Consider the following 22571-nt stretch of genomic DNA (forward strand, 5'->3'; position numbering starts at 1 on the left):
TTCGGGTGCGGCCGGCGCGGCCCGCACCAGGCGGCGCGCCGTCCTGCCCCGCCTGTACATCTACTGTTGCCCGGTGCCTCGCCTCGATGACGCGGGGCGGTCACAGCGGCTGGATATCTCTCGAATATGCGTCTCACGGTGTTCGGGACCGGGTATCTGGGAGCCACCCATGCCGCATGCATGGCTGAGCTGGGGCACGAGGTGCTCGGTGTCGACGTCGATCCCGGTAAGGTGGCCAAGCTCGCAGACGGGGTGGTGCCGTTCTACGAACCGGGGCTGGAGGTGGTGCTGCGGCGCAACCTCGATGCCGGCCGGCTGCGGTTCACCACCTCGTATCCGGAGGCGGCCGCGCACGCGGACGTGCACTTCCTCGGCGTGGGCACGCCGCAGAAGAAGGGCGAGTACGCCGCCGACCTCAAGTACGTGCACTCCGTGGTAGACACCCTCGTACCGCTGATGGAGCGGCCCGGGGTGATCATCGGCAAGTCCACGGTGCCGGTCGGTACGGCCGCCGAACTCGGCGCCCGCGCCCGGACGGCCGCCGCGGTGGATGTCGAGGTGGCCTGGAATCCGGAGTTCCTGCGGGAGGGCTTCGCGGTCCAGGACACGCTGCGGCCGGACCGGCTGGTGCTGGGCACCGATCGTGATCGCGCCGGATCGGCCCGAGTCGAGGAGCTGGTGCGCGAGATCTACGCGGAACTGCTGGCGGCCGAGGTGCCGTTCCTCACCACCGACCTGGCCACCGCGGAACTGGTGAAGGTCTCCGCGAATGCCTTTCTGGCGACCAAGATCTCGTTCATCAACGCGGTCTCCGAGGTCTGCGAGGCGACCGGCGCCGATGTCACGGTGCTGGCCGACGCGCTCGGCCACGACGCGCGCATCGGCCGCCGATTCCTCAACGCGGGACTGGGTTTCGGCGGCGGCTGTCTGCCGAAGGACATCCGCGCGTTCATGGCCCGCGCCGGCGAGCTCGGCGCCGATCACGCGCTGGCCTTCCTGCGCGAGGTCGACAACATCAACATGCGCCGCCGGACCAAGGTGGTCGACATGGCCGCGAAGGCTTGCGGTGGAACGTTACTCGGCGCGAACGTGGCCGTGCTCGGTGCGGCGTTCAAGCCGGAATCCGACGACGTGCGCGATTCGCCGGCGTTGAACGTGGCGGGCATGATCCAGCTGCACGGCGCGGTGGTGACGGTCTACGACCCGAAGGCGCTGGAGAATTCGCGGCAGGTATTCCCGACGCTCAATTACGCCACCTCGGTCGTGGAGGCCTGCGAGCGGGCCGACGTGGTGCTGGTTCTCACCGAATGGAACGAATTCACCGCGTTGTTGCCGGAGCAGCTGAACCCGGTGGTCCGGCGGCGCACCGTGATCGACGGTCGCAACTGTCTGGATCGGGCGCGCTGGCGCTCGGCGGGATGGGCGTACGTGGGACTCGGCACTCCTTAGTGTCCGGGCGACCGGGTACAGTGACCTTCACCGCAGTGTGATGCGACGTAGGCCGATCTGCAGGGGGTCACCGCCGCGCGCACGTCGTGGAGCGTGAAACGAGATGGGCGGCACATGAGTTCGGTACTGGGAGTTTCGGTGGGGGCCGGCGCCGTTCGTGTCGCGCGACCGCACGCCGGTAACACCGCCGAATGGTTCACCGCGGATCGGTTCGACGTGCAGAACCGGCCGGTCGAGGGGCTGCGACCCGAGGATCTCGCCGCGGAGATCATCAGCGGAATTCACCTCGACACACCGGATCTCGAAGCCACCGCGGTCGGCTACCGGGACGACCAGCACGGTCGCGGGTTGCGGGCCGCCCTCGCCCGGCGGCAGCTGGTCAACTACGAACTGGTGCCGGAAGTCCTGGCGGCCGTGGAGTTCCTGCTCGCCACGGGTGAATTGCAGGGTTACCGCACCATCGCCCTCTACGACCTGGGTAGCTCCGGATTGACCGTCAGCGTGGTCGATCTGGCCACCCGCCAGGTGCACTACAGCGAGCGCACCAGCGATATCGGCGGCGACTATCTGGACACGCTGATCCGGGAACAGCAGATCGCCTCCGGCCGCATCGCGCACCCCGCCGACCCGGCCGGCCTCACCGCACTGGACGCGCTGTGCCGGCGGGCGAAGGAGCAGCTGAGCGGGAACACCGCGGTGGCGCTCCCGTCGGAATACGGCCTGGTGCTCATCTCCCAGGAGAATTTCGAGGCGCTGATCCAGCTGGCCGTCGAATCCTCGGCCCGGCTGACCCGCGAGGTGATCACGCGGTCGGAGCAGGCGGTGCAGGCGGTGGTCGCGATCGGCGGCTGCGCGCGAATCCCGTTGGTGTCCAAGACCGTCGGCCGCTGGACCGGTATGCCGGTGGTGGTGCCGGCCCAGCCCGAGACGGTGGTCGCCCGCGGCGCGTCGCTGCTGGCCCGGCCGTCGGTGCTCGCCGCGCCGACCCGGCCGGTGCCCATGGTGGCCACCGCGCCCAGATCCGCCAAATCCCAGCTCGCCAAGGCGAAGTCGGCGACGAACGGGCCGGACGCCGAGGAAGGCCGCCGGGAGCCGGGCGCGAGTCGCCGCCGGGAATTGAGCGTGGCGGGCGTGGCGGTCGGCGCGCTGGTGGTGATCGCCGCGCTCGGATCGGCGCTGGGCTGGGGTCCGCAAGTGCTGCAAGGTGATTCGCAGAGCAGCAACGCCCAGTCGAGTTCGGCCGTCACCACGACCGTGCCGTTGCCGGTCATCCCCACCGGCACCCGATCACCGGACGACCCCACCAACGCCTCGATCGCGGCGCCGCCCCCGCAGTATTCAACGACCACGACCGACGCCCCCTCGACCACACCGGGACCGAACACCATCGTCGTGGTGCCGGGCCTGCCGCCGATCGTGGTGCCGACCATCCCACCGGTCGTACTGCCGCCGTTGCTGCCGAACGGTCAGCGACAGCAGCCACAGCAACACCAGCGCTGATCCGCCGAACCGGCGGCGACGGCCCGCGAGACCGGTGCCACAGGAGCCGAATCCTGTTGACGCCGTGCTCGTCCGGCGGGTGGCCGTCGCCGGCCGGTCCGGCCTCATGCCCTTCGACGCACGTCCGACTCGTTGTACCGCGGTGGCCACCGGGGGAACGGCCTGTACCGCGGCGGCCGTCGGGAACGGACGTGTACCGCGGCGGCCGTCGGGAACGCCTGTACCGTAGCGGTCGCCGGGAACGCCCTGTACCGTAGCGGCTGCCGGGAACGACCGGGTGCATCGCCGGTGGCCGAATCGGACGCCGTATCGCTCGGTCGAGCGACATCGATACCGGGCGTCGGCCGACGTCGGTAGAAGCCGTACTCGTCCGAGGACAACCGTCGGCCGCGCCGACCGCCGGGGTCTCCGGGCCGGTCTGCCATTCTCCTGAGCTGGAACCGTGATTCGTTGTACGGAACGACTACCGGGATAGAGCGGGGCGGATTCGCCGGTGTGCGGGATCGAAGTTACCGAGGCGCGGCGGCGTCGCGGCCCGAAATGCGTCCGAGCAGTGGACATTCGGCTGATATCCGGTCGGGTCGGTGGCCGGGCTCTACGGATCGGTATTCGGCTGATGCCTGGTCGGGTCGGTGGCGGGGGCTGTACGGATCGGTATTCGGCTGATGCCTGGTCGGGTCGGTGGCGGGGGCTGTACGGATCGGTATTCGGCTGATGCCTGGTCGGGTCGGTGGCGGGGGCTGTACGGATCGGCACCCGGCTGATGTGCGGCCGGGTCGGGCGGCCGGGCCCTACAGATCGGCACTCGGCTGAGCGCGATCGGTGTGGCGGGGCCGATCGCGAATCAGTACGGCCCGTAGTCGTCCGCCGATGAGTGCCGCCCGCGGCTCTCCGAACCGCTCTGCCATTCACCGGAGTTCTGTCCGTAACCTGTTGTGCTGGAACGGCTTCCGGGATACGGCTGGGCGAATTCGCCGGTGTGCGGATCGAAGTTGCCGAGGCGGCGCGGCGGTGTCGCGCGGCCCGCGTTGCCACTCGGCGTCGCGGCGTTCCAGGCGGAGAAGCCGCCGGAATCCGGCGCCGCGTCGTGGTCCGAGGACCAGGCCGAGAAGTCTTCCGGCTGCGGCTGTCCGGTGCCGGTGAACTGATCCGGGCCGTATCGAGGGCCGGCCGGTGGTGGCTGGTTGCCGTGATTCGGTGGGACCGAAGCGAATTCGCCGGAACCATACGGCCCGGCCGGATTCACCGGACGATGTCCGGCGGCCGGATGCTCACCCGACCGATAGGGGTCGGCGGGGTACTCACCGGGCCGCCCGGTCGCGGCCGGCTGCCCACCGGGTCGATAAGGGTCCGCCGGGCGGCTGCCCGGACCGGCCGGATACTCGCCGGAACGGTACGGGTCGGCGGGTGCTTTGCGGACCGCAGGTTGCTCGGCTGAGCGGGCCGGATACTCGCCCGACCGATACGGGTCGGCGGCGGCCCTGCGGACCGCCGGTTGTTCCCCGGAGCGGGCGGGGTATTCGCCCGACCGGTAGGGATCGGCCGGTGGCCTGCGAACGGCGCCCTGCTCACCGGACCGGTAGGGATCGCTCGCCGGGTTGCGGACAGCCGACTGCTCACCGGACCGATACGGGTCGCCCGGCTTGTGCGCCGCGCCCTGCTCACCAGACCGATACGGGTCGCCCGGGTCGTGGGCCGCGTGCTGCTCACCAGACCGATACGGGTCGCCCGGGTCGTGGGCCGCGTGCTGCTCACCGGACTGATACGGATCGACCGGCCTGCGGACTGCGCTCTGCTCACCGGACCGGTATGAGTCGCCCGGCCTGCGGACCGCGGGTTGCTCACCCGATCGGTAGGGGTCGCCCGGTGGCTTGCGGGCCGCGGGCAGTTCGCCGGATCGGTACGGATCGCCCGTCGCACGCGAACCACGGCCGGTTGGGTCGGCCGCCCGGCGACCGGCATCGCCGGGCCGGGCCGCGTCCTCGTCCGGGCGACGCGCACCCCCCGGGCCGGAACGGTCGTGCAGGTCGGCGTAGTACTGATCGAGGTCGTCGTCCTCGTGCACGTGCCCCTGCTCGCCGGTGGCCGACGCCGGCTCGCGGCGGCGCGCGGGCTGTTCGGGGCGGCGGGAGCGGGTGCGCGGGGGCTCGTCCTCGACGTCGCGCCGCGGCCGCCGGGCCGTACCGCGCCGGGCCGCAACGGGTTCCGCAGCACCGAAGGGCCGGGCCAGCATCACCGCGATGACCGTCGTCAACGGCACCGACAGCGCCAGGCAGATGCCGCCGACAGCGGATCGGGCGATCTCGATCGCGACCGCGTCACCGGTGAGCACATCGGTGATCGAGCGCCCGGCGACCGAGAACAGCAGCAGCAGCGGCAGCGCGCCGCCCGCGTACGCCAGCACCAGCGTGTACACCGTGCTGGCGATGTGGTCCCGGCCCACCCGCATGGCGGCGGCGAAGACCTCCCGGCGCGAGGCGGCCTTGTCGAGGGTGGCCAGCTCGAACGCGGCCGACGCCTGGGTGATGGTGACGTCGTTGAGCACGCCGAGCGAGCCGATGATGAATCCGGCCAGCAGCATTCCGGTGATGCTGACGTGCTGCAGGTAGGTCGCGACGTTGGTGTTCTGTTCCTCGGACAGCCCGGTCACGTGGGTGAGCTTCAGCGTCAGCCATGACAGCACGGCCGCGAGCACCATCGCGCTCAGCGTCCCCAGCAGCGCCGAGCTGGTGCGCAGATTCACCCCGTGCGCGAGGTACAGCACCGCGTAGAGGATCACCGCCCCGGCGATCAGCGCGACCGGCACCGCGGGCTTCCCGTCCAGGAGCGCGGGCAGCAGGAACAGCACGAGCACCCCGAACGCGATTCCGAGCCCGAGCACGGCGCGTAGCCCGCGCCAGCGGGCGACCACGACGATCACCACCACGAAGCAGATCAGGATCAGGGTCAGCGGCAGGCCGCGCGAGAAGTCGTCGAACGAGTAGACGGGCACCCCGCTGGGGTCGTTCTGCCGCACCAGCCGGATGTGGTCACCGGCGTGCAGGTCGGGTTGCCCTGGGCCCGGGGCGATTTCGAGCAGCGTCTTCTTGCCCTGATGCGGCCCGGAATCGATCGAGACGGTACTGCGCTGACAGTCGTAGGAGTTGGGCCGCGGCGCCGCGGGGGTGTCGTCGAACACCTTGCCGTTGGACAGGCTGCCGCACGGCCCGATGTCCTGCATCACCACGGTGCCGGATTCGGTCTGCATCGCCCCGCCGACGCCGTTCTGCATGGGCAGCGGGATGTCGACGTGCTGGTGGCTGGGCCACATCCAGACCGCGCCGATCAGCACGAGCACGCCGATGCCCGTGAGCAGCCCGATCACCACCCGCTTGGCGGTCGTTCCGATCTCGAGTGGACCGGAGTGATGGTGATGATGGTGGTCGCTCACCGAGTCCCTGCCTGTTGTCGTGTGCCTGACCGAAGCGAGCCTAAATGATTCACCTCGGCGACTTCTCGAGAGTGGAGCACGGCACTGTGCGGGAGATCATCGGATCGACCGGCCCGCATCCCGGTGGCAACCACCGGATCGGGACAGCCGGGTACCCGTTCGGGTACCGCGGGGAAGTGGGAGGGGCGGCGGAGAGCAGGGGGATGTCTCCGCCGCCCGGGGATCCGGCGGCCCAGGGGGGTAGGCGCTGCCGAATCCAGGGCCGAGCGGCCCAGGGGGGGTAGGCGGCTCGGCCGGGCACCGAAGTGCCGAGGACTACTGTACACAAAACGCCGCGCTTTGCACCAGCCAGTCGTAAAAAAGCCAAGGTTTCCGAACTCAGGGTTGGTTTTGCGGCCCTATTGCCGGTAACCGGCCAGGAAGTTACCGAACCGCTCGATGGCCACGGCCAGATCCCGCGCCCACGGCAGCGTCACGATCCGCAGATGATCGTGGTGCGGCCAGTTGAAGCCCGTACCCTGCACCATCAGGATCTTTTCCTGCAACAGCAGGTCCAGGACCAGCTTGGCGTCGTCGTGGATCTCGTGGACCTCCGGATCCAGGCGCGGGAACGCGTACAGCGCCCCCTTCGGTTTCACACACGAGACACCGGGGATCGTATTGAGTCGCTCCCACGCCACGTCGCGTTGTTCCAGCAACCGTCCGCCGGGCAGGATCAGATCCTCGATGCTCTGGTATCCGCCCAGCGCGACCTGAATCGCGTGCTGCGCGGGCACATTCGGGCACAGGCGGGACGAGGCCAGCAGATCGATCCCCTCCAGGAATCCGGCGGCGTGCTCGCGCGGGCCGGTGATCACCAGCCAGCCGGAGCGATATCCCGCCACCCGGTACGTCTTGGACAGGCCGTTGAAGGTGAGGCACAGCAGATCGGGCGCCAGGGAGGCCAGCGAGATGTGCTTGGCGTCGTCGTACAGGATCTTGTCGTAGATCTCGTCGGCGAGCAGCAACAGTTGGTGTTTGCGGGCGAGATCGACCAGCTGTTGCAGCACCTCGGTCGAATACACCGCGCCCGTGGGGTTGTTCGGGTTGATCACCAGCAGCGCCTTGGTGCGGGGGGTGATCTTCGATTCCAGATCGGCGATGTCCGGCTGCCAGCCGTTGGACTCGTCGCACAGATAGTGCACGGGGGTACCGCCGGCCAGGCTGGTCATCGCCGTCCACAACGGATAGTCCGGCGCGGGGATCAGCACCTCGTCGCCGGAGTCCAGCAGCGCCTGCATCGTGATGGTGATCAGCTCGGAGACCCCGTTGCCGAGGTAGACGTCGTTGACATCGAATTCCGGGAAACCCGCCACCAACTGGTAGCGGGTCACGATCGCGCGCCGCGCCGACAGGATGCCCTTGGATTCGGAATAGCCCTGCGCGTAGGGCAGCGCGGCGATGATGTCCCGCATGATCACGTCCGGCGCGTCGAAGCCGAACGGTGCGGGATTGCCGATGTTGAGCTTGAGGATGCGGTGGCCCTCGGCCTCCAGTCGTGCCGCGTGCGCGTGCACCGGCCCCCGGATCTCGTAGACGACGTTCTGGAGCTTGGTCGACTGCTCCAGGATGCGCGGGGGCCGATGATGTGACTGGCTGGTAGGACTCACCTTGTCAATGGTGCCACTCGGTGGCAAGCGGGTTATTCACTGCGCCGGAATGTTATGAACGGCGGTTCAGGGCGTAGGGCTACCCGGCAGCATCCCCCGCGCCGCCGTGGTACCGCAGAACTCCTCGAGCCGCTCGTCCAGTCGGCGGGCCTCGCGGGCGTCCCGGAATCGCGGGCTCGCGATGTGCCGCCGCAGCCCGGTGAGGCGCTCGTCCAGTTGGGCGATGCGCTTGTCCTCGTCGAGTTGCAGGACAGGTTGCAGGGATTCGGTCGCGCCGTCGAGACTGCCGTTGATGAGATGGGCCGCCGCGCTGTCGACGCGAGCCAGCGCCTCCGCGCCGTAGGACCGCTGTTGTTGCGGCCCTTCGGTATACAGCTCGATGGCGCGCTGGGTGGCGGTTAGTGCGGGCTGGGCCTGGCCGAGGTGGATGTAGGTGGCGCCGGCGTAGTACTGACTCTTCGGCTCGCCGAAGCCGAACACGCCGCCGATCTCGTCGTGCAGGGTGTCCGTACCGGTACCGCCGCGCGCGGTGTCGGCCGCCCGGATGCAGCGTTCGGCGTCGACCGTGCTGCCCAGTTTCGACCAGACCCGGGCCTCGATGTTGTGCAGGCGTACCTGTGCCGTAGCCGATTCCGCGTACTGCTGCCCACCCTGCGCGAGCAGCACCGCGCGGCGCGGCCGCTCCGACCAGTACTCGATGAGCGCCTGCATGCCGCGGGTCCAGGCGCGAAGTCCGTTGTGCCCGCACAGTTCCGCGTACGCCCAGGCCGCACGGGCCTGTTCGCCGGCCGCGTCGTGGTAGCCGAGATCGGTACTGGCATTGGCGAGCAGACCGGACAGAATTCCGGCGATCAAATACAGATGGCTTGTGTCCGAAGGCTTTTGGCGACCCTCCAGCAATCGGTAGACCCGGCGTCGCACCCGCAGCATCTCCACCATCATCGGGGCGGGCGGTACGTGAACATAGTCGTTGGCGATCCGGAGTACGTCGCTGTCGAGTTGTTCCAGGACGGTCGGCCCTACATTGGAGGCCTCGGCCCGGCCCGCGTGCTCGCTTGCTTCGTGGGCAGCCGCCATGATCAGATCCCTCTCCGAAATTACCGCCAACGCATCGGCTCTCATCGCACCCGCGTCCACGAGGTCCAAAAGTTCCGCGTCGGAGGAATAGTGGGCGCGCACCGAATCCGGTTGCTGCGCATCATTTTCTGGCTCGACATGATCGACCGATGACCCGTCGATCAACGCCGCGAACCGTGCCCGCACGACTTCGTCGGACCTGGCCAGGGAGGTGTCCAGCGCAGCCTGATTCACCGGGCGCGGATGCACCCGGGCTCCGCCGGCCTCCCATTTCGAAACCAGCCGTTCGTGAACTCCGAGATGAGCAGCGAACTCCCGAATACTCATCCGCTTGGCATCGCGGAGAGCCCGGGCCTCCCTGCCTGACCACTGCCGTACCACGACGTCATTCCTTCCGAACGAACCGGTGCTGTCCAGGGTACGAGTGGTCGGTGATCTCGGCCACAGTCGAATTGGAGCCGGGGCGGGGCAATTCGCCCAATTCTCGGTGAGGGGCAGTGAAAGGGCAGTGGTGAGCGGGTGCCCGGGCGTTCCGGATTCCCCCCGCCCGCGCGAACCTGATTAGGAATCGAGGAGAGCGCCCGTGAACGTCGAGAAACTCCACACCGTCGCGGAATGGGTGACGTTCTACCGGCAGGAGCTGACATTGCCGGTCGCGGAACGCGGTGGATTCGTCATGCTGCCCGTCACGGCCCAGCTCGGTGTCGTCCACCTTCCCGTCGTACGGGCGGAACGGGTCCGGGATTCGCTGACCCGGCAGGGTATCGCTGGGCCGGTACTGGCCCGCCAGATCCGCTGGAGCTTCCTCGTGACCCCCGACGGCCGGCCGGGTCCGCAGGTGCTGGAGGTGCTGAACCGGCTCGACATCGGACTTCCGGCGGCGGGCAGTGCCGTCATGCTGCCCACCGGACTCGGCCGCTGGACCCGCGAGGGCTGCCATTGGGTGGTCCAGCCCGTCGCCGGCGCCGCACTCCCACCCCTGTCCATGGTCATCACGACCGCACTGGCGGTGGGGTCCGGCGGCGAGGACTGACCGCAGACCGGTCCTCGCCGCAACGAGACCGGGTCCGCCCCTTTCCGGCAGTCGACGGGGCGGACCCGGGCTCCATCCGCCGATCGCACCGGCGTTAGGTTGGATCGTGCGCACGATCGAGGGGATCTGCGGCCGGGAACGGGAGCGGGCCGCGGTCGACGACACCCTTGCCGCGCTCCGGGAGGGCCGCGGTTCGGCACTGCTGTGGTGGGGTGATCCCGGGATCGGCAAGTCGGCGCTGCTGCGGGACGCGGCCGAACGTGCCTGCGACTGCCGGGTTCTGGCGTGTTCCGGCGCCGCGGCCGAATCGCCGCTGGCGTTCGCGGCGCTGCACCAACTGCTGTGGCCGGTCGCGGATCGGATCGCGGACCTGCCCGGCCCGCAGGCCGCCGCGCTGCGGGCCGCCCTCGGCCTCGGCGCGGGTGTCGCCGGCGAGTTCCATGTCGCCACCGCGGTCGTCACCCTGCTCTCCCGGCTCGCGGCGACCGCGCCGGTGCTGCTGTCGATCGACGATCTGCACTGGCTGGACGAGGCCACGGCTCGTGTCCTGCGGTTCGTGATCCGCCGGACCGCGGCGGTGCCGATCGGACTGCTGGGGGCCTGCGACCGCGATCCGGCCGGGACCCGGTGGAATTCGCTGCCCGCGCGGTGGCTCGGCCCGCTCCCGGAATCCGCCGCCCGGGCACTGCTGCGGCAGCGGTACGGCGCGCTGAGCGCCTTCCGCACCGACCGGATCCTGGCCGTCGCTGGTGGCAATCCGCTCGCACTGTGCGAATTACCGGTCACGGCAAGAGAGTACGAGGGTACGGCGAGCCGTCCGGCGCCGGTGGGCGCGCGGATGCGGCAGGCGTTCGCGAGCCGGCTGGCCGAACTGCCCGGTCCGTTGCGCACGCTGCTGGTCGTGGTGGCCGCCGAGGAGGTCGGCGATCTCGCGATCGTGAGCCGGGTAGCGACGGAATCCGGTGTGGGCGAGTCGATCTGGACGCAGGCCGGTGAGGGCGGGCTGGTCCGTGCCGAGGACGGCCGGATCGGGATCGGGAATCCGCTGTTCTGCGCGCTCGCCTACGACGCCGCCACGGCGCAGCAGCGGCGATGGATACACCGCGCGCTCGCGTCGGCGCTCGTGGCGGCCGGCGAGCCGGACCTCGCGCTGTGGCACCGGGCCGCCGCGGCATCCGGCCCGGACGACGAACTCGCTTGTGCCCTGGCGGATTCGGCCCGGCGGCGGACGGCCCGGTCGGGGCGGCTGGTGGGCGCGGCGGTGTTGCGCCGCGCCGCCGCCCTCTGTACCGACGCCGAGCGCGCCGGTCGCTGGCTGGCCCGGGCGGCGCGCGCGGCGTGGGAGGCGGGTGACGTGGAATCCGCACGTGCGCTGCTGGATCGGGCGAGCGGCGCGTTGCCGGCCGACCGGATGGCGGCGTCCACCGCGGGGCTCGCGGGCCTGCTGGAGATCGCGACCGGCTCTCCGGTCCGGGCCCGGGGCATGCTCCTGCGCGACGCCGCGCTGGTGCGCGAGCCGATGGCCGGGGACCTGCGGCTGGCCGCCGAGCGAGCCGAGTGGGCGGCGGGCCGGGCCGAGCGGGAACCCGAGATCGCCTCGCTGCTCGGCCGGGTCGACGGATTCGCCGCCGGTTCGGCGCCGGGCGTCGCGGCCCGGCTGCTGCCGCCGGCGGCGCTGGTGCTGGTCTGGGGCCTGGCCGAGCGAACGGTCGGACTGTACACGGAAGTCGCTGCGCGACTGCGTGATTCGGGTGACATCGCGGGCCTGGCCTATCTGCTGCCACAACTGGTGGCCGTGCAGATGGCCACCGATCAGTGGCCGGAAGCCGACGCGAGCCTGCGGGAGGCGACCGGTCTGGCGGAGGCCGGCGACTGGGAGAACACCCGGGCCGCCTGTCACAACCTGGCCGCGAAACTCGCGTCGTTCCGGGGTGATTCGGCACAGGTCGAATTCCACGTCGAACAGGCGCTGGCGCTTTCCCGGCCGCGCCGCATCGGGGTGCTGATCGCCGGTGCGTATTGGCACAGCGGCGTTCACGAATTGAGCGTCGGCAATCCGGAGGCGGCCTACGAACGGTTGCGCACGCTGAGTGTGCCCGGGCACGAGTCGGCGCATCCGACCATCGCCCGGCTGGCCGCCGCCGACATCGCCGAATCGGCGTGGCGTTCCGGGAATTTCGAGGCCGCGACGACGCACAGCGAATTGTTGCGGACCTGGGCGTTGCGTTCCCGGGCGCCGTGGGCGGTCGCCTCGACATATCGGGTATTGGCCTTGCAATCCGAGGGTTTCGTAGCGGAGCGTTATTTCCGGCGGGCGCTGGAGGTACGCGGGATGCCGCGCTGCACATTCCATCGGGCGCGCACGGGGCTGCTGTACGGGGAATGGCTGCGGCGGGCCCGCCGCCGGGCCGACGCGGCCGAGCAGTTACGGCTGGCCCACGCGGGGTTCCAGCGGATCGAGGCGAGCCTGTGGATGAAACGCGCGGCGCGGGAACTCGAGCTGACCGATGCGCCCTCCGGCGGCCGGCGCGGCAGCGACACCCGGTTGACCGGCCAGGAAATGCGGATCGCGGAGCTCGCGGTGGCCGGTCTGACCAATCGTGCCATCGCCGGTGAACTGGCCATCAGCCCCCGCACGGTCGGTCACCATCTCTCCCACGTGTTCGCCAAGCTGGGTGTGCGTGACCGGAAGAGTCTGATGTTTGCCGACCTCGGCGCGGGGTTATCCACAGCCCGGGGTGAATCCATCGGGTAGCCGGGCATCCGGCACGCAGATCGCTGTCCGTTGTCGCCGGTTGTGAATAGGGATAACTTCACAACTCGGCGCCATTCCTGGATAAGTATGCGTATAGGTATGCGTATAGGCCCCGGTCTTCGGTGGTGGATAGCTGTGAAGTCGCCATATTCCACATACTCCCCGCACACGTGGGCGTTGATTTCGCCGACCGTCGCAATAGTTAACATCCCGCAAACAAGTTCCATTCGGTCTGGTATCGCATTTCCGCTACGGCGGGCGGAAACACGCATTGTCTGTGATAAAAAATCGCCGGTCGGTGTGATCACCGGCCACCCGGTCGGAGTCCGAATGGTCGTCGATCGGTCGAGGGAATGGATTCGAGGGGAAATTTCGGATGAAGAAGATGCGAATCGTGGGAACGGCGGCCGTGGCCGCCGGTCTGCTGCTCGGTGGCGCGGGTATGGCCGCGGCCGACGCCGGCACCGCACAGCCGGTGACGGAAGAGGGCGGCACCACGACCCCTTCGACCGGCTCCGCCAGCGGATCCGCCGCCCTGGCGCAGGGTCTGACGGCGCTTCTGGCGAGTGGTAGCGCTGGTTCGAAGAGCGTCGAGACACCCAGGTAAGGAATCGCGGCCCGAATCATCCGGCGCGGAGTCGTTTCCGGACCTGGTGATCACGGGGGGTCGTCGATCGGCCGGTGGCAGTCTCGCAGACCTGTCGCCCGCCGCCGGAACGCCCCGGTCTCATCGAGGCCGGGGCGTTTTCGTGCGCTGACCCGGCAAGTTCCGCACTACTCCGCCGGTTGCCAGGTCGACCGGCCGTCACCGTCCTCGTCGACGCAGGTCATCACCTGGTTCTGGGTCGAGTCGAGCGCGAGCGTCAGATCCTCACCGACGACACAGCGGGCGCCGCGGCTGACGGTCGGCAGGTTCATGGTGTGGGTCTCGGCCCAGACGGTGCCGACATTGGGGAATTCCGAGCAGTTCATCCAGACACCCTGGGGGTTGGTGAACGGACGATCGGTCGCCGGATTGCACGGGTCGCCCATCACGGGGTCGGCGTGCGCGGTCTGGACGATGCCGCCGGTGATCAGGCACGCCGCCGCGGCCGCCGCGACGGCGCCGAGTCCGATGTTCAGCCGGGCCATGGGAGATGCTCCTTCCGGGCGGGTGAAAAGTCGAAGCCGGGAAAGAACCGAGGGTATGCACGCCGCCCACCGATTTCGGCGACACTCGGATCACGATGTCGTAAGCCACCCCTGACCTGGTGATATTCCGAAGTTCGGGACACCGTACAGATTATTTTCGGTAACACGGCCGTTTCGGCCCGCGCCCGTCGAGGGCTTTCGACCACCCACCCGGCCGCAAGCCCGAGAGGCCACAGCGTGCTTTCTCCACAACACTCCACAGGTGCTGTCGGTGATCCCGCCGCCGGTGCTGTGCCGAGAAACGAATTCGGGGCGAGCCGCTGGTGCGGCTCGCCCCGAAGGTTCAGTCGGTCCGGCCCCGAGGCCGGACGCGGCTCGTCAGCTCTTGCGACCCGGTGCCTTGGCACCCGACTTGAAGCCGAGCCCGCCCGGTTTGGCGGTCGGCAGCGTCGTTCCGTTGCCGTTGGACGTGCCCGCCGGGGAATCGGACTCCGACGCCGGGTTCTCGGCTGTAGCGGTCGCCGCCTCCTCGGTGGTGGTCTCCTCCGGCGCTGATTCGGTCGGCTCGGCCGTCGCAGACCCAGCGGCCGAAGTCTCCGGGCCTCTGCCGGTTGTCTCCGACCCTCCGGCCGAAGTCTCGGGGCCGGTACCGGTTCTCTCCGACCCTCCGGCCGAAGTCTTGGGGCCGGTATCGGATGTCTTCGACCCCCCGGCCGGAGCTTCCGGGCCGGTATCGGTTGTCTCCGACTGAGCGGCCGGAGTCTCCGAGCCCGTATCGGATATCTTCGACCCTCCGGTCGGAGCCTCCGAGCCCGTATCGGTTGTCTCCGGCTCAGCGGCCGATTCGGCAGCCGGAGTGGCGGGCTTTCCGGCGCCGGGGGCCTTCGGGCCGGGGCGCTTGAAGCCCGACTTCATGGCCAAACCCTTGGCCGGGACCGTCGGCTTGGTTTCCGTCGCGGCTGCCGGAGCCGAGGACGAGGTGCCGGTTTCCGTCGTCGGAGCCTTGGTGCCGGAAGTCGGCGCATCGGCCGACGCCCCGGTGGCAGCGTCACCGGGAGCCTCGGTTGCGGTAGCGCCGGAAGCCTCGGCCGGAGCGGCCTCGGTGGACGCGGTCTCGGTGGCCGGAGCGGCGGCGGCCGGCTTGGCCCCCGGAGCCTTCGCACCCGGTGCTTTCGCCGCGCGCTTCATCGCGAGCCCGCCGGGCTTCGCCGTGGGGGTCGTCGGTGTCGCGGGCGCCTCGGCAGCGGTCTCGGTGGCCGGAGCTTCGGCGGGAGCGGCCTCGGCCGCAGGGGCCGGCTCGGCCGCGGGTGCCTTCGCACCCGGTGCCTTGGCGCCGCCCTTCATACCGAGCCCGCCGCCGGGTGCCTTCGCGCCGCCCTTCATGCCCAGTCCGCCGGGCTTGGCGGTCGGCGCCGAGGGGGCCTCGGCGGCAGGCGTCTCGGTGGCCGGTGCCTCGGCCGCAGCCGACGCTGCGGCGGCCGGTGCTTTCGCGCCCGGTGCTTTGGCGGCGCCCTTCATGCCGAGCCCGCCGCCGGGTGCCTTCGCGCCGCCCTTCATGCCCAGTCCGCCGGGCTTCGTGGCCGGTGTCTCGGCCGCCGGGGCCGCCTCGGCTTCGGGTGCCGCCGTGGCCCCACCACCGGGTGCCTTGGCCGCGCCCTTCATTCCCAGCCCGCCGCCGGGCGCCTTGCCGCCCTTCATGGCCAGGCCCTTGCCGGTCGCCGGTGCGGCCGCGGGGGTGGTTTCCGTCGCGGTCGCGACGGGAGCCGGTTCCGCCGGAGCGGCCGGTTCGGGCTCGGGTTCGGTCTTCGGCTGCTGGACCACCTTCAGGTTGGCGGACAGCGTGGCCGGTTCGACCCGGGTGATGGCCTGCAGCATCAGCTGGGAGACGTCGACGACCTCGGTCTCCTGGCCGACCTCGCCGGAATCCTTGCGCGCGGTGACGCCGTCGGTGAGCATCACGCGGCAGAACGGGCAGCCGGTGGCGATCAGGGACGGGGTGTTGCCGCCGGACAGGGTGGACAGCGCCTCGTCGGTGCGGTCCAGGTTGACCCGCTTGCCGAGCTGTTCCTCCATCCACATGCGCGCGCCGCCCGCGCCACAGCACATCGACCGCTCGCCGTGCCGGGGCATCTCGGTGAGGGTCGCGCCCGAGCCCTCGATCAGCTCGCGCGGCGCGTTGTAGATCTTGTTGTGCCGGCCCAGGTAGCAGGGGTCGTGATAGGTGACCTGCTGCGAGACCGAGGCGACCGGGACCAGCTTCTTCTGCCGCACCAGGCGGTTCAGCAGCTGGGTGTGGTGCACGACCTCGTACACGCCGCCGACCTGCGGATACTCGTTGCTGAGCGCGTTGAAGCAGTGCGCGCAGGTGACGACGATCTTCTTCCGGTTGTCGGCGACGCCCTCGAACACCGAGTTCAGCAGTTCGATGTTCTGCGTGGCCAGCTGCTGGAACAGGAATTCGTTGCCGGCGCGGCGCGCGGAGTCGCCGGTGCAGGTCTCCTCCGCGCCGAGCACCATGAACTTCACGCCCGCCGTGGCGAGCAGCTCGGCGACCGCCTTGGTGGTCTTCTTGGCGCGGTCCTCGTAGGCGCCCGCGCAGCCCACCCAGAACAGGTACTCGTAGCCGTCGAAGCTGTCGGCCTCCTGGCCGAAGACCGGGATGTCGAAGTCCAGTTCGGAGATCCAGTTGAGCCGGTCCTTGGCGTTCTGGCCCCAGGGATTGCCCTTGTTCTCCAGATTCTTGAACAGGCCGGCCAGCTCGGAGGGGAACTCCGATTCGATCAGCACCTGGTAGCGGCGCATGTCGATGATGTGGTCGACATGCTCGATGTCGACCGGGCACTGCTCCACGCACGCGCCGCAGGTGGTGCAGCTCCACAGCGCCTCGGGATCGAACACGCCGCCGGCCTCGGCGTCGCCGATCAGCGGGCGCTCCGCCTCGGCGCGGGCGGCGGCGGAGATGCCGGCGAGCTTGCGCTCGTCGGGCTTGCCGTCGGCGTCGACCAGGCCGACCTCGTCGCCGGCGGCGTCGCGGCGGCCACCGGCCAGCAGGTACGGCGCCTTGGCCTGGCCGTGGTCGCGCAGCGACATGATCATCAGCTTCGGCGACAGCGGCTTACCGGTGTTCCAGGCCGGGCACTGCGACTGGCAGCGACCGCATTCGGTGCAGGTGGTGAAGTCCAGCCAGCCCTTCCAGGAGAAGTCCTCGATGCGGCCCGCGCCGAACGTGTCGGTGTCCGGGTCGGCGGTCTCCATATCGATCGGCTTGCCCTGCGACATCATCGGCTTGGCCGCGCCCAGGGCGACCCCGCCGTCCTTCTCGCGCTTGAAGTAGATGTTGAAGAACGCGGCGAACCGGTGCCAGGCGACACCCCAGTTGATGTTGCGGCCGACCAGCAGCAGGAAGGTGCTGCCGGACACCATCTTCACGAATGCGAACACCGCGACCAGAGCGACGCTGTCGGGCAGCAGCTTGGCCACCTGCATGGTGAAGAAGTCGGTCCAGGCGGTGGACTCGTGATAGGTCGCGATCTTGCCGGCCTTCACCAGCACCATGCCGAGGCCCTCGATGAGCACGATGCTCTCGATGATGTAGGCCGGGACGAACCGGGAACCGGTGAACCGGGACAGCCGCGCGGGCACCCGCGGGTGGTTCAGCTGGCGGATGGTGATCAGCACGAGGATGCCGATCACGGTGCCGATGCCGAGCACCTCGTCCATGAAGTGGTAGATGTGCCAGTTGCCGAACACCGGCCAGTGGAACGTCGGATCGAAAGTCTGTCCGTACGCCTCGAAATAGAGGATGAATCCGGCGAGGAAGCCGATCATCACCAGCCAGTGTGCCCAGCCGACGGTCCGGAACTTGTTCATCCGGGTGTGGGCCAGGAATTCGACGATCATCGTCTTCAGACGGGGCAGGAACGGCCGCCAGCGATCGGGGGCGGGCTGGCCGATCATGATGGCGCGGACCATCGTGCCGACGCCGCCGATGAATGACGCCCAGGCCAAAAGGCTGAACACCACCCCAATCGTGCCCAGCGTCACTGTCAGGGCATTCATGTCGCGACCTTCCTTCGATTCAACGAGCCTCCGGCGGCAGGGCTGGTGCCGCCGGGATTGCACGTATCGTAACGACCGCCAAGTTACCCATCGGTAACTTATCCCGCCACCTCGGGGTCGGGCCGGCCGGGGCCCCAGCTTGTCGGGGCTGGACGTACCCGTTCTGTGACCGGATTCACGGACGGTGACCAACCCGACTTCGATCTTTACGGTAAATCCCGGCAATCCGGACCAGGCACGCGGGATCCATTCCCCACTGACGGAAAAGTCCGATCTCGCGTTGGTGGGGTTCGTTCGACTAGGCTCACGAAGTCTCGCGCGCTGTGCGTATCTTCACACCGATCGGGGAGGGTCTGCGGGTTTGTCACCCGAGGGATGCAGAGGCTCTCAGGGTGGGATACGGACGGCGCAACCTGATCGAAGATTGGACAAAATCGAATGAGGATCCGCAGCGGAACTGCGGCGGCAGGAATGGTCATCGGCGCAATGACCATCGCACTGGGCACGGCGCATGCCGAGCCTGCCCCCGACGCGGCGCAGACCGCGATCGACTATTCCGCCAAACTGGTGGACAAGACCGTCGTCACCAAACTCAAGGGCGGAACCTTCACCCTGGTCGACAAGCCGGTCACCGCCCCCGGTGCGTCGCCCGACCAGAAGCAGCAGGTCGTCGACATCAAGGACAAAGCCGGCAACATCGCCATGGAGATGCCGCTGGACTTCCGGATCGCCGGCGTGCAGATTCCGCTGAAGCCGGTTCTGAAGGAGGACGGCACCGTTCTGGAGCTGACTCCGGATCGCCCGGCCGGCGTGACCATCGGGTCGCAGCCGCTGGTCGCGGTCGCCCGCCCGGTCGACGCGCCCGCGCCGGACGCCGCCGCCCCGGCCCCCGCCGACACGCCGATCACCCCGGCGCCCGCGGACAAGCCGATCCCGCAGGCCAAGGACGTCGCCTCGGCGACGGAGAACCAGCGGGCCATGAACGACTTCACCACGAAGTTCGGCATCGCCACCGCGGTCGGCGGTTTCGTCGGCACCGCCATCGGCGCCGTGATCGGTTGCATCGTCACGATCGTCGCGGCCTGCGTCCCCGGTCTGGTGACCGGCGCCGGCGTCGGCGGCATCATCGGCACCATCGCCGCCGGCGGCCCGACGCTGCTCGCGGCCGGTCTCGATCTGGTCGGCACCATGCAGGCGCCCGACGGCACCACCCAGTGGGCGGATGCCGCGAGCAAGAGCCAGGCGGTCGCCCCGCAGCAGCCCGTCGCCGGGGCTCAGCCCAACTGAGCCCGACCCCTGCACGCGGATCGGCCCGCCCCGGAATATCGGGGCGGGCCGATCCGCGTTCCGGGCGAACCTCGCTCGGCGCGTGGCGAATCCGGCGGCCGCACCCGAGTTCGGTGGTCCGTGCTTCCGCTTCGGCCGTGGGACATTATCCGATGGCGCGGCACCGGATCCCGGACCGCAGCCCGGAATTCACCGTTCGGCGCGCTCGCGACCGTTTGTGGCGCACGAAATTCCCCCAATTGCCCTGAAGTTGCCAAAAGGGCCGGTGGCGTGATTTCGCCACCGGCCCTTTTGCGCTTGTGTCCGAATATCTCTCAGTTGGTGCGGACCGCCAGGCCCGGGTTGTCGGCCAGTACCAGATCGACCGGCTGGACGAACAGCTGAGGCCCGTTGCCGGTCAGGACGCCGAGCAGTTCCGGGATCTCGCAGACCGGGAAGTCGGCCACCGTGGACGCGCTGGAGATACCCAGCGCCAGGGTGCCACTCACCACCGGGCCGCCACTGTCGCCGGGCAGCGCGCAGATATTGGCCGAGAAGCTCTGCTGCAGATCGTGATCGCCGACCTCGACGGTCTGATCGACCGCGTTGATGACGCCGCAGCTGAAGCCGGTGCGGGCGCCGGACTTGCAGACCGGGGCGCCGACGACCGGGGTCGCCACGCCGGTGACCGGGATCGGGCCCTGGCCCGGCACCCGGACGAGGTTGTTGCTGAACCGGCCCTGGTTCGCGTCGTTGATGGCCACGATGGAGTAGTCCTGCGCGCCCAGCACCGACTTCGCGAACGAACCGACCTGTGCTCCCAGGTGATCGCCCGGCAGCAGGTCGAACACGCCGGGGGCGTCGCCGGTGCCGGCGGCCGGGATGTTCGGATCGCAGTGGCCCGCGGTGATGTTCACGACGTTGCCCGCGCCGTCGGTGCCGTTGAAGCCCAGCGAGCAGCGCAGCGAGGTGTGCCCGGCCTGCGAGGCGTACGCGTCGCCCGCCGCGGCCGGGCCGCCGCCCTCACCCGCGACCGCGGTGGCCTGCAACGGCTCCGGGCCCTGCGGCGGGGCGGCCATCACGATCACCCGGGCCGGGTCGACGAAGCCGGGCATCGGCAGCCCGGCCTGGTCGACGCGGACCGCGACGGTGTTGTTGACCACGTCGATGACCGCGCCCCGCACCGACTTGGCCACCTCCTGCGGCTGACCGGTCAGCCACTGCTGGAAGGCGTTCTTCTCGTCGCGCAGCGCGGTCTGGGTCTTCGCGACGTCCTTGACCTCGAAACCGACGGCCTGCGCGGACTTCCGGACCTCGTCCTGCCCCGGTCCGGGTACCAGCGCCACGACCGCCTTACCGGCGTTGTCCAGCCACGCACCGGCGAATACGTCCGGATACTGCTTCTGCGCGTTGGTCGAGAAGGCCGCCACCTGCTGGGCCACGCCGGCCCGGCGCAGGTATTCGTCGGCGGACAGCTTCAGGTCCCGCTGCACCGCCGCGGCCAGATCGGCCGGGAGGGCCGGGGCCGCCGGTGCCGGGCTCGGCGCGGGGGCCGGATCGGCGGCCGCGGTGACCGCGAGCGGGCCGAGGACCAGGGCCGCGGCGGACGCGGCGACGGCTGCTTTGCGCAAGTGTGGGTGCGTGTTTCGCCCGGTAACGGACGAGAGACGGATGCGTGGCAGGAGCATGTGCCGACTATATGGGGTCGAGACGGTAATGCCTACTTATCGTGCGGTGGGTTCTCGGGATTTGCTCCGAATTCACCCCAGGTTCGGGCCGGTCCGCACGCTGATACCCGAACCGACACCGCCACCGGAATTCGCGTCGATGTCGTCCAGAATCGCCCGAATCGGGATACCCAGCGAGGCGGTGCCGCCGTATTGGGCGAGATCGATATTCGCCTCACGGCAGTTCGGTGCGTCGGCGGCATTGGAACCACTGGTGATTCCCAGCGCCATCGTGCCGGACACGATCGCGCCGCCGGAATCGCCGCCCAGGGTGCAGGCGGAGCTGGCGAAGCCGCGGACGGTCTTGGTGTCGCCCTCTGTCGTGTACAGCTCGGTCTCGACCCGATCCGCCACCACGAAACCGCAAGTGAACGTGGACGATTGGCCGGACTTGCAGATCGGCGCGCCGACCACCGGATCGGCGGTGCCCGTGATGGTGAGCGTGGTGCCGTTGGCGCCGCGCATCCGCGGCTGATCCATACCGGCCCGGACGGCCCGGTCGTTCAGCTGGATCACCGAGTAGTCGAGGCCGGTGCGCCCGCCCAGCTTGGCCTGCACGAAGTTACCGACCTGGACACTCGACTTCAGATCCCGGACGTTCGGCACGTACACGCCGGCCGCCTGGTCGCCGCTGCCGAGATTCGGATCGCAGTGTCCCGCACTGATGTTCAGCGCGTTGCCGGCCCCGTCGACGGCGTTGAAGCCGAAGGAGCAGACGTCCACGCTCGTCAGCGACGGATCGTCGAGCGAGGTCTTGGTGCTGATGTAGGTGTCGCCCGCCATCGGCTTGTGCTCGATCGGGCCACCGCTGTTCGGCGACAGCACCACCTTCACGTTGGCGATCAGCGTCGGCAGGTTCAACAGGTGACCGGCCGGGGTGTTGGCGACCTGCAGCACGATCTGGCTGTTGAGGAAGTCGATGGCGACCGAGTTGATCCCGGCGGAGATCTCCCGCGGCAACCCGCCGATCCAGGAGGTCAGCTGATCCAGCGACCCCTCCAGATTGTCCGCGGAGATCGGGGCCAGCCGGGTCTGATATCCGTCGGAGGCGGCGATCCGGGCGGCGTCGAGCGAGGTGACCGCCATGACCGGCTTACCGTCGGGATTCAGCCAGGCACCGGCGAATTCGTCGGGACGCTCGGACCGGAACTCGCGGGCGTAGTCGCGCAACTGCTGTGCGCGAGAAGCGCGATCGAGGTATTCCGCCGCGGTCATCTTCAGATCGCGGCCGACCGCTTGGATCAGTTCCGCCGGCAATTGATCGGCCGGCGCGTCGGCAGCGGGGGCCGCAGGGGATGCGGGGGCCGGATCCGCCTGCGCGGCACCGGAGACGAATACGGGACCGAGAAGTACGGTCGAGGCAATCGCGGTGGTGACTGCTCTGACCGTGGCGCGCCGCGCCGCCAACTTGCGCATGAAGTCCCTTCGTCAGGCACCTGGGTTGACCAGGTCGTTCTGCGGGTTGTAAGCCGTTGCGCGGCAACAACCCTCGTCC

12 protein-coding genes and 1 pseudogene are annotated in these 22571 nt (G+C 69.5%); 6 read left to right on the forward strand and 7 right to left on the reverse strand.

Going from position 1 to position 22571, the window contains the following annotated elements:
- Positions 1-126: 126 nt before the first annotated feature.
- Together NRB56_RS32840 and NRB56_RS32845 are read left to right on the forward strand one after the other, a co-directional pair.
- The gene (locus NRB56_RS32840; protein ID WP_153348258.1) at positions 127-1449 is read left to right on the forward strand and encodes a UDP-glucose dehydrogenase family protein; all 1323 of its coding nucleotides are present in this window, start codon (positions 127-129) and stop codon (positions 1447-1449) included.
- A gap of 114 nt (positions 1450-1563) precedes the next feature.
- Positions 1564-2949, forward strand: a complete 1386-nt coding sequence (locus NRB56_RS32845) for an Hsp70 family protein (RefSeq protein WP_153348259.1) — start codon at positions 1564-1566, stop codon at positions 2947-2949.
- 2173 nt (positions 2950-5122) lie between these two features.
- Here the strand turns inward: NRB56_RS32845 and NRB56_RS32850 are convergent.
- From NRB56_RS32850 to NRB56_RS32860, 3 genes and pseudogenes are all read right to left on the reverse strand, one after another.
- Positions 5123-6379 (reverse strand): annotated as a pseudogene (locus tag NRB56_RS32850) (YibE/F family protein); the annotation flags it as partial.
- A 398-nt stretch (positions 6380-6777) separates the two neighbouring features.
- Positions 6778-8037, reverse strand: coding sequence for a pyridoxal phosphate-dependent aminotransferase (locus NRB56_RS32855; RefSeq protein ID WP_406603565.1), 1260 nt, complete (start codon positions 8035-8037; stop codon positions 6778-6780).
- Positions 8038-8094: 57 nt separating this feature from the next.
- Positions 8095-9105: an XRE family transcriptional regulator gene (locus NRB56_RS32860; protein WP_227838531.1), complete on the reverse strand. Its 1011-nt coding sequence runs from the start codon at positions 9103-9105 to the stop codon at positions 8095-8097.
- 583 nt (positions 9106-9688) lie between these two features.
- On the opposite strand from NRB56_RS32860, the gene NRB56_RS32865 reads away from it, so the two are divergent.
- The 3 genes from NRB56_RS32865 to NRB56_RS32875 all read left to right on the forward strand — a co-directional run bounded on the left by NRB56_RS32865 (position 9689) and on the right by NRB56_RS32875 (position 13500).
- Positions 9689-10138, forward strand: coding sequence for a hypothetical protein (locus tag NRB56_RS32865; protein WP_319943878.1), 450 nt, complete (start codon positions 9689-9691; stop codon positions 10136-10138).
- Positions 10139-10244: 106 nt separating this feature from the next.
- Positions 10245-12893, forward strand: coding sequence for a helix-turn-helix transcriptional regulator (locus tag NRB56_RS40330; RefSeq protein ID WP_153348261.1), 2649 nt, complete (start codon positions 10245-10247; stop codon positions 12891-12893).
- A gap of 376 nt (positions 12894-13269) precedes the next feature.
- Entirely contained in the window at positions 13270-13500 is a 231-nt protein-coding gene (locus NRB56_RS32875) for a hypothetical protein (protein ID WP_153348262.1), read from the forward strand.
- Positions 13501-13667: 167 nt separating this feature from the next.
- On the opposite strand, the gene NRB56_RS32880 is transcribed toward NRB56_RS32875, so the two are convergent.
- Positions 13668-14024 carry a hypothetical protein gene (locus NRB56_RS32880; RefSeq protein WP_153348263.1) on the reverse strand — a complete coding sequence of 119 codons (357 nt, stop codon included), beginning with the start codon at positions 14022-14024 and terminating at the stop codon, positions 13668-13670.
- Between the two features lie 378 nt (positions 14025-14402).
- Positions 14403-18083 carry a heterodisulfide reductase-related iron-sulfur binding cluster gene (locus NRB56_RS32885; protein ID WP_153348264.1) on the reverse strand — a complete coding sequence of 1227 codons (3681 nt, stop codon included), beginning with the start codon at positions 18081-18083 and terminating at the stop codon, positions 14403-14405.
- A gap of 486 nt (positions 18084-18569) precedes the next feature.
- Here NRB56_RS32885 and NRB56_RS32890 point away from each other — a divergent pair, with 486 nt between their 5' ends.
- Complete coding sequence (locus NRB56_RS32890) at positions 18570-19370, forward strand: hypothetical protein (protein ID WP_227838532.1); 801 nt, start codon at positions 18570-18572, stop codon at positions 19368-19370.
- 314 nt (positions 19371-19684) lie between these two features.
- Here NRB56_RS32890 and NRB56_RS32895 read toward each other — a convergent pair whose 3' ends face one another.
- Positions 19685-20980: a S1 family peptidase gene (locus NRB56_RS32895; protein ID WP_153348266.1), complete on the reverse strand. Its 1296-nt coding sequence runs from the start codon at positions 20978-20980 to the stop codon at positions 19685-19687.
- A gap of 129 nt (positions 20981-21109) precedes the next feature.
- Positions 21110-22492 (reverse strand): S1 family peptidase, encoded by a 1383-nt coding sequence (locus NRB56_RS32900; protein WP_153348267.1) that lies wholly within the window; start codon positions 22490-22492, stop codon positions 21110-21112.
- Between the last annotated feature and the right edge of the window lie 79 nt (positions 22493-22571).

The sequence above is a fragment of the Nocardia aurantia genome, from assembly GCF_009604425.1.
Taxonomy (GTDB): Bacteria; Actinomycetota; Actinomycetes; order Mycobacteriales; family Mycobacteriaceae; genus Nocardia; species Nocardia aurantia.